Raw genomic sequence first — 16092 nt, 5'->3', positions numbered from 1 at the left:
CTGAGCCTTCGGCTCAAGAAGCCGCGGCGCAACGTCAGTGCTGCCAATCGTGAAAGGCAGCCTGCAGCGGCGAACGAGATGTGGTCGATGGATTTCGTCTCGGACGCGCTGTTCGACGGCCGGCGTCTTCGGGCGCTGACCGTCGTTGACGCCTTTACGCGAGAGGCGCTGGCGATCGAAGTCGATCAGCGCATCAAGGGCGAGCAGGTTGTTGCTGTGATGATGCGGATATCATCGGTCCGCGGCGCACCTAAGACCATACGGGTGGACAATGGTCCGGAGTTTATTTCGAAGGCGCTGGACCGGTGGGCCTACGAGCATGGCGTAGGGCTGGACTTCAGCCGGCCAGGCAAGCCAACGGACAATGCGTTTATCGAGTCGTTCAATGGTCGCTTGCGCGACGAGTGCTTGAACGCCACTGGTTCTTGTCGCTCGCCGACGCCCGGACCAAAATTGAGGCTTGGCGGAGAGACTACAATGAGAGCCGTCCTCACACATCGCTTGGCTGGCTGACGCCGGTCGAATATGCTGCTGCTACGGCCGCCCGAGCGGCCGAATGAACGCCGGATACTCAAGCTTAGGCTGGATGAGAAACCGGGGGACCCTCATTGGTTTAACTCTGTGAATGGTATGCCCTTCGGTCGCTGGACGTGCAGGGCCGTCAGCTGCGGGACTCTCTCAACTTCGTAGCCCCGCCGCTCAAGCCATCGGCCGGTGCGAGTGATACTGTCGCCAACACAACGATTAAACTCAATAAGATAGCGATTTCGAACTTTCAATTTCAGCTTCATAAGTCACCTGCTCTACCAACTGAGTTATGCCCGGCCTGATGGTAGCCTACCCGATGATGCGCTGAGCCGTTAGCCTTTCCGCGCGTCCTTGTGATAACGGCGCGGTCGGGTTATCCTTGAGCAACGTGTGTCCAATTTACGGCTTTGGTAAAGGCATAGGTGTCAACCCAGACCTGGCTTCCAGGAAGATCCTCGAAAATCGCCGCCCCGGGCCTATGAACGGCGGGCAGCTATCAGCTAGTGCTGTTTAAACGAGGAATGACCGTTTTTAGGCGATACCGCGCCCCCAGCAGATATTTCTAGCGGCTTTGCTTAGCCTCGGGCCGTCATTGACATTGCGAATTTACGCATCATATGAAGTTACATGAAAAGAGACAGCCGATTGTCGGGCGTGCTCCATGTGCTGCTGCACATGGCTGAACAGTCCGGTCCCCAGACATCCGAAACACTCGCCCGTGCGATGGATACCAACCCGGTCGTGATCCGCCGGGTTATGGCTGGGCTTCGCGAGCAGGGCTTCGTGCATTCCGTAAAAGGGCATGGCGGCGGTTGGACGATCGCTTGCGATCTTGGAGCCGTCACGCTGCGCGACATTTACGACGCACTGGGGCGACCGGAGATACTGGCCATGGGCAATCGCACCGATGCGCCCGGCTGTCTGGTCGAACAGGCCGTCAATGCGGCGCTGGGGCAGGCCTTCGACGACGCCGAGATCTTGCTGCTGCGCCGGTTCGGCGAAATCACCCTGGCGCAATTGAGTGCCGATTTTCACGCGCGCCTGACTGAGCGCGGCGGCGTGATCACGCCGGAGACCTCGCATGCAGCATGATGTCATTATCATTGGTGGCGGTTTCGCGGGCCTTGCGGCCGCGACCTATCTGGCGCGGGCGCGCCGCAGTGTTCGGGTCCTCGATACCGGTAAGCCGCGTAATCGGTTTGCGGAGGCCTCGCATGGTTTTCTGGGGCAGGACGGCAGCAACCCCGCTGAGATTCTCGCGACATCGCGCGCGCAGCTTCAGGCCTATGACAGCGTGGAGTTGACGGATGCATGGGCGAGCGAGGCGCGAGCCATTGAGGATGGCTTTGCAGTATCTCTTGCCCACGGTGAGGAAATCACCGCTCGTAAGCTGATCCTTGCCTTCGGCCTGCACGACGAATTGCCCGATCTGCCGGGTTTGCAGGAGCGGTGGGGGAAGACCGTCCTGCACTGTCCCTATTGTCACGGCTTCGAGTTCAGCGATCGGCAGTTGGGGGTACTCTACCGCACGCCGATGTCGGTTCATCAGGCGAAACTGATCACCGAATGGGGGCCGACGACGCTCTATCTGAACGGAGCGGAACTGTCCGGGGACGATGCCGCTCAACTTCATGCGCGCGGCGTCCGGATCGCGCCGGCTCCCGTTCTGGGATTAGCAGGAGAAGGAACGGACCTGTCTGCGATTGAACTCGCCGATGGCCGGAGCAGCGCTGTCTCTGCGCTCTACATCGCGCCGCGCTCGTGCCTGAACAGCCCAGTTGCAGAGCAACTCGGAGCCCGGATCGACGAAGGCCCGATCGGGCCGATCATCCACACCGATGGCGACAAGCTGACAACGGTTCCAGGCCTTTATGCAGCCGGCGATATCGCCCGCGCGCCGCATAGCGTCAGTTGGGCCGTCGCGGACGGCGTCACGGCCGGTACATCCGCGCATCGCGCGCTTGTCTTCGGTTGAACGATGGACATGCTGCGTCCCTTTACCGATGCGGCTACTGTTGCGCGCTACGCCGAAGATACACCGCGCAAGGTGCCGGGTTATGCAGACCTCCATCGCATGGCCATGCTCCTACTGGCGGAGCGCGCGCCGCCGCATTCTGATATCCTCGTCTATGGTGCCGGGGGTGGTCTGGAACTCAAGGCGTTCGGCGAAGCGCAGCCTGGCTGGCGGTTAGTCGGTGTCGATCCCTCGGCGGAAATGCTCGATCTGGCGCGGGAAACCCTCGGGCCTCTCCAGAGGCGCGTCGACCTTCGGCAAGGCTATATCGACGCGGCGCCACAGGGCCCGTTCGAGGGAGCGGCCTGTCTGCTGACGCTGCATTTCCTCCAGCGGGACGAGCGGCTAGCAGTATTGCGCGACATCCGCCGCCGGATGAAACCCGGCGCACGGCTGCTCATTGCCCATCACTGCTATCCGGAAGGAAGCGCGCCCCAGGCGTGGCTCGCCCGTTCGGCCCTATTTGCGGATCGGGGTGTGCAAGATGTCGCCGGGGCATCCCGTTCCGCGCAAATGATGAGCAAGCAGTTGCCGATCCTGTCAGCGGTCGAGGAGGAGGCATTGCTGGAACAGGCGGGATTCAGCGAGATCGCTCTTTTCTATGCCGCCTTCAGTTTTCGGGGATGGGTTGCGACCGCGTGATGCAAAGGGAACTTGAACTCACGGCACATATAACGACTCTGATCTCGGACGCCCTTGAAAAGGAGGTGGCAAAATGCGACCTCATAGGTTGGAGGTGACCTATGGCCCAGTCCATCAAACTTGCTGACGACATCATGAAGATCGTCCGCCGCGAGTCCGAGTTACAGAGCCGCTCAATTGCTGGCCAGATCGCGCATTGGGTGCGCATAGGCCGCGCCATCGAAAAATCGGGCAATTTCGATCATGCCCGCATCACCGCCGCTCTCGTTGGCGACATCAAGACAACCGACCTCACTGATGAGGAAAAGGGTGTCTGGCTCGACAGCTTTGTCGAGAAGATGGGGCAGGCGGGATCAGACGAAGACGCTTTCTTTGCCCGGCGGCGGCAGCTTGGCCTGGGCGTTGGCCTCGATGCAGCCGGCAATCTCGTGCGTGAGAAGGCCACGCGCAAGGCATGACGCCGACGATGATCGTGCTTGCCGGGCCCAACGGCGCCGGTAAGTCGACCCTCTACCAGACCCGCATAGCACCAAGCTTCGCAGGACCATTCATCAACGCCGACATCATTCAGCGCGACGAACTGCGCGATCCCTCTCCAGCCGCGTCTTACGAAGCGGCCAGGATCGCGTCTTCGCGCCGGGCTGACCATCTTTCTCGAGGTCGGGATTTCGTGACCGAAACGGTCTTCTCGCATCCCTCCAAGCTTGAACTGATCGACGAAGCACGAACCAAAGGCTTTACCGTCATCGTGATGCATGTCGGCGTCGATACGCCCGACCTTTCTGTCGCGCGTGTCGGTACGCGCGTCGAGGAAGGCGGGCATATTGTCCCCGAGGACAAGATCCGTGCCCGCTATGCGCGTGGCGCACCATTCATCCGCGCCGCAGTCCTTAAAGCAGATCGCAGCATGGTCTTCGACAATTCGCGCCTCAATCAGCCGCCGAGCCATTGCCTGACATTCGCGAACGGGCGGCTGGCCTTTGCGTTGCCGCGCCTGCCCGACTGGATCAGAACGGTTTATGAAGCAGACTTGGAGATCTGAGGCGAAGTGCGAAGGATGGCGGCAGACTGTCCGGTTTCAGCCAGGTAATCTGAGCCTACTCTTCATTGAGTTTCGTTTGCACAGCCGATCGCCCACCCTGCGGCGCGTGAATATTGGAGCTTGCGGATCGACGATCCCTTCTATCCGCTCAGCGCGATGCTGTTCCCCGACGAGGAAGGCATGACCGCGCAATTGATGCTGCAGGTCTGACCATGGGCGAGGGAGCCGAGCGCGTTCTGACAATCCGGGAAGCGGCGCCACTGCTCAAGGTGCACCCCAATACCATCCGCAATCTGCTGGCCGAGGGGCGCATTCCGGCGGCCCGGGTCGGGCGCCAGTGGCGCTTTCTGGAAGGCGAACTTGTCGCCTGGATTCGCTCGGGCTATTCTGCGCCTGCACGAATGCAGTCGAGTGCCCCAACAAAGGAGGCATTATGGCACTCTGGAAACGTGCAGGAAAATACTACGTCAAGCTCACAGCACCTGACGGAACGCTCATTAGACGCTCTACTGGAACGACCGACAGGCAAAAGGCGCTCGAATTTCACGACAAGCTGAAGGCCGAGCTGTGGGACCTTGCCAGGCTGAAGCAGAAGCCGAAACGGACCTGTGACGAGGCGGCTTTGCGGTGGCTGAAGGAGAAGGCACACAAGAAGTCCTACCGGATGATGTGAGCTGGATCCGGTGGTTCACCAAGTATCTGCGTGGCAAGACATTGGATCAGGTGAGCAGGGACATGATCGACCGGCTCATATCGCGCCATTTCGCTCGCAAGAGCGATCGCACCAAGGATCTCTATGTGGCGCTCATCCGCGCGATCTTCCGGAAGGCGATGCGGGAATGGATTGCGCATGTGCCAGCGTTCAAGACCTATGCGCGCAGTGGCCGGGTCAGGGTGCGGTTTCTCACCCATGATCAGGCCGCCGAGCTCATGGGGCGGCTTCCTGAACACCAGCGCGAGGTGGTGCTGTTCTCTTTGTCGACCGGCCTGCGTCAGGGCAACATACTCCATCTGCGATGGGATCAGGTCGATATGACCCGGCGCATCGTCACGATCGGATATGGCGAGACCAAGAACGGGGAAGCGCTCGGCGTTCCCCTGAACGAGGGTGCCCTTGGCGTGTTACGGCGGCAGAAGGGCAAGCATCCGGTTCATGTGTTCACATTTCGGGGCAAGCGCCTTGCCAATGCGAATACGCGGACCTGGCGTGCAGCTTTGAAGGCCTGCGGGATCGAGAATTTCCGTTGGCATGATCTGCGGCACACCTGGGCGACCTGGCTCCGGCAGAATGATGTGCCCACCTGGGTGCTTCAGGAGCTTGGGGGGATGGAAATCGGAATCGATGGTGCGGCGTTATGCGCACATGTCGGTGAAGCATCTCCAGCCCTATGCCGACCAGCTGATTTTACCGGGCACAGACGGCTGATTAATCCGGTAACAGACACGAAAAAGTCTAACTGCCCGGAAAAGCTGAAGGTGTCAGGTCACAAAAATGGTCACAGTGAGAGCCGTCCGCGGATCAAGCTTGTCACCGTCCACGACGTAAACTCTTGGTTATGAAGAAGAAAAGTGGTGGACGCACTTGGGCTCGAACCAAGGACCCGCTGATTAAGAGTCAGCTGCTCTACCAACTGAGCTATGCGTCCACACTGCCGTTCCGTTCCGACTTTTCAGCCGTCCCGATTCGGCGGGGAGCGGCCCGTATAGCGACTGTCGGAACGATGGGAAGGGGTTTTTTCGCCTTTCGTAAATTTCTCAGCTGAGGCCGCGTGGTCGGCGCTGCCAGCGGTTGACGGCGAGGATCGTGCCAACGCAGATCATGTTGGTCATCATCGAGGAACCGCCGTGGCTCATGAAGGGCAGCGGGATGCCGACGACGGGGGCAAGGCCCATAACCATCATCAGGTTAATCGCGACATAGAAGAAGATCGTAGCCGTCATGCCGGCGGCGAGGAGGCTCGCGAAGCGGTCTGTGGACGTACGCGCCACCTTCATGCCCCAGCGCAGCAGAATGGCGAAGACGAGCAGCACGAACAAGCCGCCCATCATCCCCCATTCCTCTGCCATCGTTGCAAAGACGAAGTCGGTATGCGCTTCCGGCAAGTAGTTGAGGTGGCTTTGCGAACCGTTGCCGAACCCTTTGCCGAACAGGCCTCCGGATCCAATCGCGATCTTGGATTGGGTGATGTGATAGCCCGTTCCCAGCGGATCGCTTTCGGGATCAAGGAAGGTCAGCACGCGATTGCGCTGGTAGTCGTGGAGGAACGTGAAGAAGGCGATCGGCGCTCCGATCACGCCAGCAATACCCGCACCGACGAACCACGACAGCGGCAGTCCAGCCAGGAACATCATCACCGCTCCGCCAAAGCATATGGCGAGCGTCGTTCCCAAGTCCGGCTGCAGGAGCACCAATCCGGCGGGCATGGCGATAAGGCCGCCTGCGCCGACAAGTCCGCGCCAGCTGGCTGTGACCGACGCCGGCAATGTTTCGTAGAATCGCGCCAGAACCAGAACGATGCAGGGCTTCATGAGCTCGGACGGCTGCAGTGTCATGAAGCCGAGGTTCAGCCATCGCTGGCTTCCGCCGCCGACGGCACCAAGCAACTCGACAAGTACGAGCAGCATGAGAATAGCGGCGTAGGCGGGGTAGGCGAGAAGCTTGAACAGCTCACGTGGAAGCCTTGAAATCACGATCGCCACGACAAGGAAGAAGCCGAAGCGCAGCAAGTGGCTGAGCGCGTACGGCTGCATGTGCCCCCCTGCTGCGGAGTAGAGCACGGCAGCGCCGAGGATCACGAGCCCGAAGAGAGGGAGCAGCACCTGCCAAGGCTGCCGGGCGATGGTATCGGGTACGATCAGGCGGTTCATTCACCGTCCCCCGGCGGGGCAATGTTGATGGCAGGCGCCGGAGCCGCAGTAGCGGGTGGGCTGGAGGGCAGGGCGACCGGCTCTGGGCGAGGTGCCTGTGCGCCGCGCTGGAACGGCTGGTTCGCATCCTGATCGCGGGCCGCCTGGTTCGCCTTCTCCTCCTCGGAAGGGGGCTTTGGCGCGCCTTCACCGAAGGCGGCAGCATAAGAGCGGTACTTGGTGTCCAGTCGCTCCCGTGCGGTGCCGCCCCACTCCTTCTCGTAGCCGTGAAGCACTTCAACGGCCTTGTTGGGGTCGAACAGGTACGTCATCACGTCCCGCGCGATCGGATAGGCAGAGCCAGATCCTCCGCCATGCTCCACGACGACGGCGCAAGCGTAGCGTGGCTTGTCGAACGGCGCGTAGCAGATGAAGTGGCCGTGATCGCGGTATTTCCACGGTCCTGTCTTGCCGCTGGAGATGTGCAGACCGACGACCTGGGCGGTGCCGGTCTTGCCCGCGAGCTTCACGTCTTCGAGCGGCAAGGCGGCGCGACCGGCGGTGCCCGGTCCGTTGACCACGTCGGACATCGCCTGGTGCACATAGTCGAGGTGCTCTTGCGGGATCCCCAACCAATCAGCCTTCTGGGGCTCACCGTCATAAATTAGGCGCGGCATCAGATTGCGGCCAGAGGCTATGCGGGCGGCCATGACGGCCTGCTGCAGCGGATTGACGAGGAAGTAGCCCTGGCCAATCGTGGCGTTCACCGTGTCGTAGTCAGCCCAGTCCTTGCCGTACTTGCGCTTCTTCCAGGCAGGATCGGGCACTGTGCCGTAGGACTGGCCCACGACGGGGAGATCGAACTCCTGACCCAGCCCCAGCTTGCGGGCCATCGCCGCGATGGGGTCCATCCCGATACGCTGGGCAAAGTGATAGAAGTAGACGTCGCAGCTCTGGTAAATGCCCTTGGCCATGTTGACCTGGCCGTGGCCGCGCCGGTTCCAGCAGTGGAACACGCGGTTACCCACGCGCAGGCCACCTCCGCAAAAAACGCTTTCTTCAGGGTCCAGCCCTGCTTCCATGAATGCGAGCGCGACCATCGGCTTGACCGTAGACCCCGGCGGGTAAAGCCCGCGCAGCACTTTGTTGCGCAACGGCACGTGGTCGTCGTCCGCCAGCATCTTCCACTCGATGCGGCCGATACCATCCGAGAAGCTGTTCGGATCGTAACTCGGCATGGATGCCATCGCCAGCAGGTCGCCATTCTGGCAATCCATGACGACCACCGCACCGGACTCGAGACCTATGCGGCGCGCGGCATAGTCCTGCAGCGGGCCATCGATGGCGAGCTTGATCGGCTTCCCCGGCACGTCCTCACGCGTTTCGAGATCGCGCACGATGCGACCGCTGGCGGTGACCTCCACGCGGCGGGCACCCGGGTAGCCGCGCAGGCGGTTTTCGAAGATCTTCTCCAGCCCGTCCTTACCGATCTTGTAGCCGGGCGTAACCAGAAGCGGGTTGCGGTCCTTCTCGTACTCCTCGGCTGAAGCTGCTCCCACGTAGCCGATCAAGTGCCCCACTGACGGCCCGCTGGGATAGAAGCGGGAGAACCCGCGCTGCGTGACGACGCCGGGAAGGTCGGGAAGCCGGACGCTGACGGCGGCGAAGCTCTCCCAGTCCAGCCCGGAGGCGACTTCGACCGGGGCGAAACCGTGCGACTTGTCGAGCTTGTCCTGAAGATCCTGCAGATCGACGGGCGTCAGTCGCAGCAGCTTGGCCAGTTCGCCGATCGTCTGCGCTTCGTTGGTCATCCGCTCGGGGATCACGTCAACGCGAAAGTCGGCCCGGTTGGACGCGATGGGCGCATCCTGGCGATCCAGGATCCAGCCGCGGCGGGGTGGGATCAGCGAGAGGTTTACCCGGTTGCTCTCGGATTCCAGCTTGTACTTCTCGTTCTGCGCAATCGCCAGATAACCCATACGGCTCGCCAGCAGAACGCCAATCCCTCCCTGGACGGCCGCCACGACGATGCTGCGCCGGTCAAAGCTGTTGCGCAGCGTCGCCATGCTGACATGGCGCGGACGTTTGAACTTCATCAAATTTCCCGAAACGGCGTCAGGCGGAGCCGATCTGCCAACGCCACGAAGCGGCCAACGAGAGGGTAAGCAAGCACGGAAATCACGATCTGGGGCCAGGTTACACTAAGGGAGGTTTGGGCGCCGCTCAAATTGGCGAGCAGCACTCCTACGGCAATATAGGAAACGATCAGGACGATCGCCACCAGCCACTCTATCAGAAAGTTGCGCCAGGGCAGGCGGGCCTCCACTAGATCGAGGACGATCGCCGCTGCGGAGAAAAGAAGCACAGCCGAACCGAATGGCTGCCCCGAATAGAGATCGTCGAACATGCCGAGCGGCAGTCCTGCCCAGACCGGCAGCAGGCCGGGCCGGAGCTGCCGCCAAGAGATGAACATCAGGAAACCAAAAGGCGGCATGAACGGCACGGCGGCGATCAGCGCAAGACCCGGCAGAACGGACGCGAGCATGACCGTGATCCACGGTGTACCGTTCGCCACTAGGCGGGAGGGCGCACGGTTGATCCGCGGCCGTGGAATACCGTCGCGCGTGAACTGCGGCCAGAAGCTCACGGAGTTTCCAGAACGCTGACAGGCGGCGGCGGCGCGGGCGTGAATGTCTCGTTGACGATCACGTAGTCTGCGTCGGCAGGGTTGGCGAGCACATAGGCCACTGCGCCGTCACGCGTCGTCTTGTGCACGACTGCAAGCGGCGTGTTCGGGCGGTACAACCCGCCGGATCCCGAGGTCACGAAGACGTCGCCCTTGCGCAGCGGGTTGCGGCCGAGATTGATGAGGCGGATACGGATCGTGCCGTCGCCTGCGCCCTGGGCGAAAGCCGGGATGCCGTCGGTGGCTCGGCGGACGGGGACGAGGCTTTCGGTATCCGTTACCAGAAGCACCCGCGCGCTGGTCTGTCCCACTTCCAGGACGCGTCCGAGAAGCCCCAGGGCCGAGCGCACCGGCATGCCTTTATCCACGCCTTCGTCGCGGCCGGCGGCCAGCGTGGCAAAACGCCGCGTGCTGACCGCTGTAGAACTCGTGAGGCTGGTAACTGCGACAGGCTTCGGATCAGCTTGCGCCAGCCCGAGCAGCGCTTTGAGGCGACGGTTCTCCAGCTCGATCGCGCGCGCCTCGGCGAGACGGACTTTCGCCACTGCCAGCTCGCGCTCAAGCTTGGCGTGTTCGCTTCCCGCCTTGAGGTAACCTGTTATCGAGGCGAAGAAGTCCTGCGTCCCCGAACGACCCGACGCGGCTGCGCGCCCCGCAGGCTCCACCACGTCACTCGCGGCGGTTCGCAAGCCGGAAAAGAGGCTCGGCTGGACGAAGGATGCTATGAGCAGCACGATACCCAGCAGGATGCCGGCCACGCCAGCGGAATAGCTGAGAAAAGTGGTGTACTGCGCCCTGCGCGAATAGCCCGAGCGCCGGTTCGGGGGCGGCGCCATGATGCTCTCTCCTTCTCCGGCGCGCGGTCAAGTCGCGCGCTCTGAAGCAATGTGAGACCGCGCGAGCGGCCTTGAAGCAACTTACTCAGGCAGTCATCAGGACGCCACGATAGATCGGGTCTTCCATCGCACGGCCTGTTCCCAGCGCCACGCAGGAAAGCGGGTCTTCGGCGACGCTGACCGGCAGGCCGGTTTCCTCCCGCAAGTACTCGTCCAGGCCCTGGATCAGCGCGCCGCCACCCGTGAGCACAATGCCCTGGTCGACGATGTCGGCGGCGAGCTCTGGCGCGGTGTTCTCAAGCGCGATGCGCACGCCTTCGATGATCGCACCGATCGGCTCGGACAAGGCTTCGGCCACGTTGGCCTGGCTGATGGTGATTTCCTTGGGCACGCCGTTCACGAGGTCGCGGCCCTTGATGTGGATCGTCTCGCCCACGCCGTCCGCCGGCATGACGGCGATGCCGTAGTCCTTTTTGATCCGCTCCGCCGTCGCTTCACCGATCAGCAGGTTATGGTGACGGCGCACGTAAGAGACGATTGCCTCGTCCATCTTGTCACCGCCGACGCGCACCGACGTGGTGTAGGCAAGGCCGCGCAGCGAAAGCACCGCGACTTCGGTCGTGCCGCCACCGATATCGACAACCATCGAACCGACCGGCTCTGTCACCGGCATGTCGGCGCCGATCGCGGCAGCCATCGGCTCGAGAATCAGATAGACCTGGCTGGCGCCGGCGTTGCTGGCGGCATCGCGGATCGCGCGGCGTTCCACCGACGTCGAACCCGAGGGCACGCAGATCACGATCTCGGGATAGCGGAACAGGCTTTTCTTGCCGTGCACCTTGCGGATGAAGTGCTTGATCATCTCTTCGGCGATTTCGATGTCGGCAATCACGCCGTCGCGAAGAGGACGGATTGCCTCGATGTTGTCGGGCGTCTTGCCCATCATCATCTTGGCATCGTCGCCCACGGCCTTGACCTTCTTGACGCCGTGCAGCGTCTCAATGGCGACCACGGAGGGCTCGTTGAGGACGATCCCGCGATCCTGCACATAAACGAGCGTATTAGCCGTGCCGAGATCGATAGCCATGTTCTGCGAACCGAACTTGAAGAATCGCGACATCAACGAGGCCATTGAGATATCCGTAGGTATTCTGCCACTTGTCCGCAGCTTGGGTGCGGAAAAGCAATCAGGCGGTGGTGAGGAAGGCGGTCCCTTAGCTCATGCTACAGGGAAAGGCTAAAATTTTGTGTCGATTTCTGGCACGGTTTTCCCCGGATCCGTCTCGAAACCGCGCCGGTTCATCGCTACAGGGGAAGCCCGAAAGCACGCGGCAGCCCAGCGGCGAGCCGGCGACTTGCGGGAACAGCGTCCATACTCGAGGGGTCGCGCCACAGGAGTCGCATGCCAGAAATCCGCCGTTTGCCAGACGATCTCGTCAACCGCATCGCTGCGGGCGAGGTGGTCGAGCGCCCGGCATCCGCGCTCAAGGAACTGGTGGAAAATGCCATCGATGCTGGCGCGCGGACGATCTTCGTGCGGCTGGCATCGGGCGGGCTCGACCTGATCGAGGTGACCGACGATGGCTGCGGCATGTCGGCGGCCGAGATCTCCCTGGCACTGGAGCGTCACGCCACGTCGAAGCTTCCGGACGAGCGGATCGAGATGGTGGCGACGCTGGGCTTCCGGGGCGAGGCACTGCCCTCGATCGCGAGCGTATCGCGCGTCACCATCGAGAGCCGCACGCGAGCGAGCGACGAGGGCTGGCGGCGGGTGGTGGATCACGGCGGCGCCGTGGGCGATAGCCCGGCTGCCCTGCCGCCGGGAACGCGCATCAGGGTCGAAGACTTGTTCGGCCGCGTGCCTGCGCGCCGTAAGTTCCTGCGTACTGCGCGTGCCGAGTACGCGGCGTGCCTGGACGTCGTGCGGCGCTTGGCCATGGCTCGTCCGGACGTAGGCTTCACTCTGGAACACGACGGGCGCCGCACGATCGCTACACAGCCCGATGAGGCGCTCGCCGCCCGCGTCGCGCGTCTGGTGGCCCGCGAACTGGCCGAGGATGGCGTCGTCATCGATGCGGAGCGCGGCGCCGCGCGGCTGACGGGGGTAGCGGGGCTTCCTACATTCAACCGGGGCGTGGCCGACCACCAGTACCTCTTCGTGAACGGTAGGCCCGTCAAGGATCGGCTGCTGATCGGCGCGGTTCGCGGTGCTTACGCCGACATGCTGGCGCGGGACCGGCATGCCGTGCTGGCGCTCTTTCTAGAGATTCCGCCCGAGGACGTCGACGTCAACGTGCACCCGGCCAAGACCGAAGTGCGTTTCCGCGACCCAGCGTTCGTGCGCGGCTTCCTGGTCGGTGCGCTGCGTCATGCGCTGGAAGGGCAGGGGCAGCGCAGCGCGCAAGCGCCCGCTGCCGGCGCCATGGCGGCCTGGCAAGTCGAGCCGATCCGCACAGCGCCTCCGCAGTCGCCTTCGCTCGAGTCGCTCTTTGCGCGCCAACACGCGGCGCCATCTGCGGGCGTGCGAGAAGCCGGTGCGGCGTGGCGCTCATACGAGGAGGCGGTCATGGCGCCTCCTTCCGCCCGTGCAGAGCCGGTCGAGGCGTCCGACGAACCGACGCCCGAGTACCCGCTAGGCGTCGCTCGCGGGCAAGTCGCAGGCACGTACATCGTAGCCGAGGCGCAGGATGGCCTGGTGATCGTCGACCAGCATGCCGCGCACGAGCGACTGGTGCTGGAGCGCCTCAAGGCGAGCGGCGCTGGAGACGCAATGGCGCGCAGCCAGACGCTGCTGCTGACAGAAGTGATCGAGCTTGAAGAACCCGATTGCGACCGCTTGGAAGAGAAAGCCGAGGAACTCGCGCGGTTCGGTCTCGTGCTGGAGCGGTTCGGTCCGGCTGCCATGCTGGTGCGCGCCGTGCCCTCGGTTCTCGGCAAGACGGACGCGGGGGCGCTGGTGCGCGACATCGCGGATGACCTGGCGCGGCATGGAGACGCTTTGCTGCTGGGCGAAAAACTGGACTTGGTCCTTGCCACGATGGCTTGCCATGGTTCGGTGCGGGCAGGGCGCGCGCTCTCGGTTGCGGAGATGAACGCACTGCTGCGCGAAATGGAGCGCACGCCCCGATCCGGTCAGTGCAACCATGGACGCCCGACCTGGGTTAAGCTAGCCCACCACGACATCGAGAAGTTGTTCGGCCGAAAATGATGCGAAGTGCGACGGTGATGCTACTTGGAGTCGGGCTCCTGAGCGGATGTGGAAATGAGCCAGAGGCGCGGCGCGATCCGGCGGACGACGCGCGTGATGTTGCGGCGGTGGAGCGGCTGAGCCAGCCCCCGTTCCGACCGATCCGGCCAGAGGCGTTTACCAGCGACGATATCGATCGGTACGACCTTGCGCGGGAGGGATGCGTCTTCCGCCCCGGCAATGCGGTCGATGGGCCTCCCGTCTTCATTGCCCAGAAGGACAGAGGTTATCTGAAGATCGAAGGAAGATTGCAGCCGCTCGCACCGAAGGAGGGAAGTTCCGAACTCCCATCCGGTGCTCATGCCACTTACATCGGCACCGAAAACTGGGTCGAACTGGTGGCACAGGCGGGTGACGCAGGCTCAGCAGCGAGCGCGAGCAGGAATGGATGGCCGAGCCGTCTCGTGATCCATGACGCGAATGAGCGCGTGGCGTTCGATGGGCTCGGCCAAGTCAATTGTACCGGATCAACCGCCGAGGGTTAGTCGCGCGAAAAGCGTGTAGCCCCAGGGGTTGTCACCGTAAGCGGTGTCGAGGGCGTCCGGCTTGATATAGCTCGCCAAGGAGCCGCCCAGCGCCAGTTCGAAAGGCTTGAGCGCGAAGCGCCGTGCGTAGCCCGCCTGAAGCTTGGTTACCCGGAAGCTGCGATCGTGCAGCGGATCGTGGTGATCGGGGAAAAGCTCGTCATTGGCGACGTTCTCCACCCGCCCGAAGAGGGTGTTCGCCCTGTCTAGATCCCAGTTCGCCTCCGCCAGCCACGCCGTCAGCGTATTGCCCGGAATGCGGTTTTTCGAACTGACGGCCGCCATGGCGGAAAGCCCGTTCGGACTGGCGTAATGTGCTGACGCGGTGAAGCGATGCTCGTCCTCGCCCGGGTGGGTGGCTTCGGGCTCCTGGATCTGCGCATAGCTGGCCTGGACGGCCAAGGTGGGCTGCGGAGTCCAGGTCGCCCGCACCGACCACGAATCGAGCTTCGGTGTCTCAATATTCCATCGTTCTTCGTCCGGCTCCGCGCCTCGAAACGCGGAGGCTTCGATTTGCCATTGATCGGTCGCCAGCCCCGCCGTCACCACGCCATACGTGATGTGGGTGGAATCGAACCAGTGATGCGTGATCGGCGGCTCCGGGTTGAGGCGTGCCGAACGGCGCATCATGAACGCGGTCGGACCTAGCGCCGGCTCACCCACCGGGCCGCCGTAGAGGAAGGCGCGCGTGCCTGCTCCGATGTCGAAGTCGACGCGAGCGGCCAGTTCCATGAACAAGTCGTGCGGGTGCTGACGGTCGACCAGCGGCTCACCGTTCGCCGTCTCGCCCGTGGCAAAGAGGTTGGGGTAGCCGCGCGCAGACATGGCGGGTTCGAGGCTCGCCATCGACCGCAGCTGCACGCGGCCGAACGCGGTCTCCCGCTCGGCCGTGAGCATGGCCATCGAGGTGACGTAGAACTTGTCGTCGCCGCGAGGACCTGAGTGGTCGGTGAACTGGCTGGAGACATACCCGTGCGCCATGAGCATCCAGTCACCCGTCGTGATGTGGAGACCGTGGATGCCTGCGTCGAAGCCGGGTAGCCGTGCCGTGCCTGAGCCCGGCGCGTAAGCCGCGCCGCTCTCCGGCATGGCTGTCGTGTGCGAGCCGTGGTCCATGCCGGGCATCGCGTGGTGGTTGGAGGTAGGTAGTGCTGCCGCTTCACGCTCGGGAGTGGGGGCCGGCGAAGGGTGATTCATCATGGAGTGGTCGTGCATCTGCGCTTGCGCGGACATCGGCAGAAGAGCCGCGCTCGCCAGCGCGGCCGAAAGGGTCGTTCTGATCATGGGTGTGTCCTGAAGAATTGGTCGGGAAGAACCGTCTGGCGACGATCACCGGGTCTTCAGGCCCGAGGAGGGGGTGTCTCCGGACGCGCTCGGCTATCGTTGAGCGCGAACAACGGGCGGGGTGCGCCGATCAAGATAGTGCGCAGTTCCGCCTCGGGAGCGGCGAGGCGGCCCAGATCAGGCAAGACGCAGCCGATGCAATCCCGGCCCTCCGCATGTACGGGCGCGGAGTGGCCGGTGTGCTCGTGATCAGCGTTCTTGGGAACGGCGGCTTCGTGCGAGGCCGCGTATGCTGCCGCCGAGTCCGCAGGCGGCGCCGCGCAATGCCCGCTCATCGCGAGAGCCGGCGCGGAGAGCGCAAGCAGCAAGAGCATGGCAAGGAGGCGGCGAAACATGGTGCCTCTATAGCGCAATCGTCGGAGTGAGCACCATGCTCGAATGC

16 protein-coding genes, 1 tRNA gene and 2 pseudogenes are annotated in these 16092 nt (G+C 63.1%); 11 read left to right on the top strand and 8 right to left on the bottom strand.

All coding sequences use genetic code 11. The annotated features are described in order from the left end of the window. The 9 genes and pseudogenes from ABVV53_RS11470 to ABVV53_RS11430 form a co-directional block, all read left to right on the top strand. Positions 1-560, top strand: a pseudogene (locus ABVV53_RS11470) (IS3 family transposase); the annotation flags it as partial. A 595-nt stretch (positions 561-1155) separates the two neighbouring features. Then, a complete protein-coding gene (locus ABVV53_RS11465; RefSeq protein ID WP_353984553.1) occupies positions 1156-1620 on the top strand; it encodes an Rrf2 family transcriptional regulator in 465 nt (154 codons plus the stop codon). Further along, on the top strand, positions 1610-2503 hold the full coding sequence (locus ABVV53_RS11460; RefSeq protein ID WP_353984552.1) for an NAD(P)/FAD-dependent oxidoreductase: 894 nt from the start codon (positions 1610-1612) through the stop codon (positions 2501-2503). Before ABVV53_RS11465 ends, ABVV53_RS11460 begins: the two co-directional genes overlap by 11 nt. A gap of 9 nt (positions 2504-2512) precedes the next feature. Further along, a complete protein-coding gene (locus ABVV53_RS11455; RefSeq protein WP_353984551.1) occupies positions 2513-3184 on the top strand; it encodes a class I SAM-dependent methyltransferase in 672 nt (223 codons plus the stop codon). Between the two features lie 101 nt (positions 3185-3285). Next, a complete protein-coding gene (locus ABVV53_RS11450) occupies positions 3286-3642 on the top strand; it encodes a ParD-like family protein (RefSeq protein ID WP_353984550.1) in 357 nt (118 codons plus the stop codon). Further along, positions 3639-4226, top strand: coding sequence for an ATPase (locus ABVV53_RS11445; protein WP_353984549.1), 588 nt, complete (start codon positions 3639-3641; stop codon positions 4224-4226). Before ABVV53_RS11450 ends, ABVV53_RS11445 begins: the two co-directional genes overlap by 4 nt. 212 nt (positions 4227-4438) lie before the next feature. Continuing rightward, positions 4439-4594: pseudogene (locus ABVV53_RS11440) on the top strand (helix-turn-helix domain-containing protein); the annotation flags it as partial. Positions 4595-4659: 65 nt separating this feature from the next. Further along, positions 4660-4899 (top strand): hypothetical protein, encoded by a 240-nt coding sequence (locus ABVV53_RS11435; protein WP_353984562.1) that lies wholly within the window; start codon positions 4660-4662, stop codon positions 4897-4899. Then, complete coding sequence (locus ABVV53_RS11430) at positions 4854-5786, top strand: tyrosine-type recombinase/integrase (RefSeq protein WP_353984548.1); 933 nt, start codon at positions 4854-4856, stop codon at positions 5784-5786. The genes ABVV53_RS11435 and ABVV53_RS11430 overlap by 46 nt, the downstream gene beginning before the upstream one ends. Positions 5787-5796: 10 nt before the next feature. Here the strand turns inward: ABVV53_RS11430 and ABVV53_RS11425 are convergent. From ABVV53_RS11425 to ABVV53_RS11400, 6 genes are all read right to left on the bottom strand, one after another. After that, positions 5797-5872: transfer RNA gene (locus ABVV53_RS11425), tRNA-Lys, on the bottom strand. A gap of 109 nt (positions 5873-5981) precedes the next feature. After that, entirely contained in the window at positions 5982-7094 is a 1113-nt protein-coding gene (gene rodA, locus ABVV53_RS11420; protein ID WP_353984547.1) for a rod shape-determining protein RodA, read from the bottom strand. Next, a complete protein-coding gene (mrdA, locus tag ABVV53_RS11415; RefSeq protein ID WP_353984546.1) occupies positions 7091-9169 on the bottom strand; it encodes a penicillin-binding protein 2 in 2079 nt (692 codons plus the stop codon). The genes rodA and mrdA overlap by 4 nt, the downstream gene beginning before the upstream one ends. Continuing rightward, a complete protein-coding gene (mreD, locus tag ABVV53_RS11410; RefSeq protein ID WP_353984545.1) occupies positions 9169-9720 on the bottom strand; it encodes a rod shape-determining protein MreD in 552 nt (183 codons plus the stop codon). Before mreD ends, mrdA begins: the two co-directional genes overlap by 1 nt. Next, the gene (locus ABVV53_RS11405) at positions 9717-10595 is read right to left on the bottom strand and encodes a rod shape-determining protein MreC (protein WP_353984544.1); all 879 of its coding nucleotides are present in this window, start codon (positions 10593-10595) and stop codon (positions 9717-9719) included. Before ABVV53_RS11405 ends, mreD begins: the two co-directional genes overlap by 4 nt. Before the next feature lie 85 nt (positions 10596-10680). Beyond that, positions 10681-11727, bottom strand: a complete 1047-nt coding sequence (locus ABVV53_RS11400; protein ID WP_353984543.1) for a rod shape-determining protein — start codon at positions 11725-11727, stop codon at positions 10681-10683. A 270-nt stretch (positions 11728-11997) separates the two neighbouring features. Here ABVV53_RS11400 and mutL point away from each other — a divergent pair, with 270 nt between their 5' ends. Next, a complete protein-coding gene (gene mutL, locus ABVV53_RS11395; RefSeq protein ID WP_353984542.1) occupies positions 11998-13803 on the top strand; it encodes a DNA mismatch repair endonuclease MutL in 1806 nt (601 codons plus the stop codon). Positions 13804-13820: 17 nt separating this feature from the next. Continuing rightward, positions 13821-14327 (top strand): hypothetical protein, encoded by a 507-nt coding sequence (locus ABVV53_RS11390; RefSeq protein ID WP_353984541.1) that lies wholly within the window; start codon positions 13821-13823, stop codon positions 14325-14327. Here ABVV53_RS11390 and ABVV53_RS11385 read toward each other — a convergent pair. Together ABVV53_RS11385 and ABVV53_RS11380 are read right to left on the bottom strand one after the other, a co-directional pair. Next, positions 14310-15650: a hypothetical protein gene (locus tag ABVV53_RS11385; RefSeq protein ID WP_353984540.1), complete on the bottom strand. Its 1341-nt coding sequence runs from the start codon at positions 15648-15650 to the stop codon at positions 14310-14312. The genes ABVV53_RS11390 and ABVV53_RS11385 overlap by 18 nt on opposite strands. Positions 15651-15706: 56 nt before the next feature. After that, entirely contained in the window at positions 15707-16045 is a 339-nt protein-coding gene (locus tag ABVV53_RS11380) for a hypothetical protein (protein WP_353984539.1), read from the bottom strand. Between the last annotated feature and the right edge of the window lie 47 nt (positions 16046-16092).

The sequence above is a fragment of the Novosphingobium kalidii genome (genome assembly GCF_040534015.1).
Lineage (GTDB): Bacteria > Pseudomonadota > Alphaproteobacteria > Sphingomonadales > Sphingomonadaceae > Novosphingobium > Novosphingobium kalidii.
The sequence above is the reverse complement of the archived record's forward strand: the minus strand, read 5'-3'. Positions and strand labels throughout refer to the sequence as shown.

Coding starts and splice junctions, on each gene's coding strand:
- ABVV53_RS11455 (WP_353984551.1), top strand. CDS start 2,513: ATGCTGCGTCCCTTTACCGATGCGGCTACTGTTGCGCGCTACGCCGAA.
- ABVV53_RS11385 (WP_353984540.1), bottom strand. CDS start 15,650: ATGATCAGAACGACCCTTTCGGCCGCGCTGGCGAGCGCGGCTCTTCTG.
- ABVV53_RS11460 (WP_353984552.1), top strand. CDS start 1,610: ATGCAGCATGATGTCATTATCATTGGTGGCGGTTTCGCGGGCCTTGCG.
- mrdA (WP_353984546.1), bottom strand. CDS start 9,169: ATGAAGTTCAAACGTCCGCGCCATGTCAGCATGGCGACGCTGCGCAAC.
- ABVV53_RS11390 (WP_353984541.1), top strand. CDS start 13,821: ATGCTACTTGGAGTCGGGCTCCTGAGCGGATGTGGAAATGAGCCAGAG.
- ABVV53_RS11465 (WP_353984553.1), top strand. CDS start 1,156: ATGAAAAGAGACAGCCGATTGTCGGGCGTGCTCCATGTGCTGCTGCAC.
- ABVV53_RS11380 (WP_353984539.1), bottom strand. CDS start 16,045: ATGTTTCGCCGCCTCCTTGCCATGCTCTTGCTGCTTGCGCTCTCCGCG.
- ABVV53_RS11445 (WP_353984549.1), top strand. CDS start 3,639: ATGACGCCGACGATGATCGTGCTTGCCGGGCCCAACGGCGCCGGTAAG.
- ABVV53_RS11405 (WP_353984544.1), bottom strand. CDS start 10,595: ATGGCGCCGCCCCCGAACCGGCGCTCGGGCTATTCGCGCAGGGCGCAG.
- ABVV53_RS11435 (WP_353984562.1), top strand. CDS start 4,660: ATGGCACTCTGGAAACGTGCAGGAAAATACTACGTCAAGCTCACAGCA.
- mutL (WP_353984542.1), top strand. CDS start 11,998: ATGCCAGAAATCCGCCGTTTGCCAGACGATCTCGTCAACCGCATCGCT.
- rodA (WP_353984547.1), bottom strand. CDS start 7,094: ATGAACCGCCTGATCGTACCCGATACCATCGCCCGGCAGCCTTGGCAG.
- ABVV53_RS11400 (WP_353984543.1), bottom strand. CDS start 11,727: ATGGCCTCGTTGATGTCGCGATTCTTCAAGTTCGGTTCGCAGAACATG.
- ABVV53_RS11450 (WP_353984550.1), top strand. CDS start 3,286: ATGGCCCAGTCCATCAAACTTGCTGACGACATCATGAAGATCGTCCGC.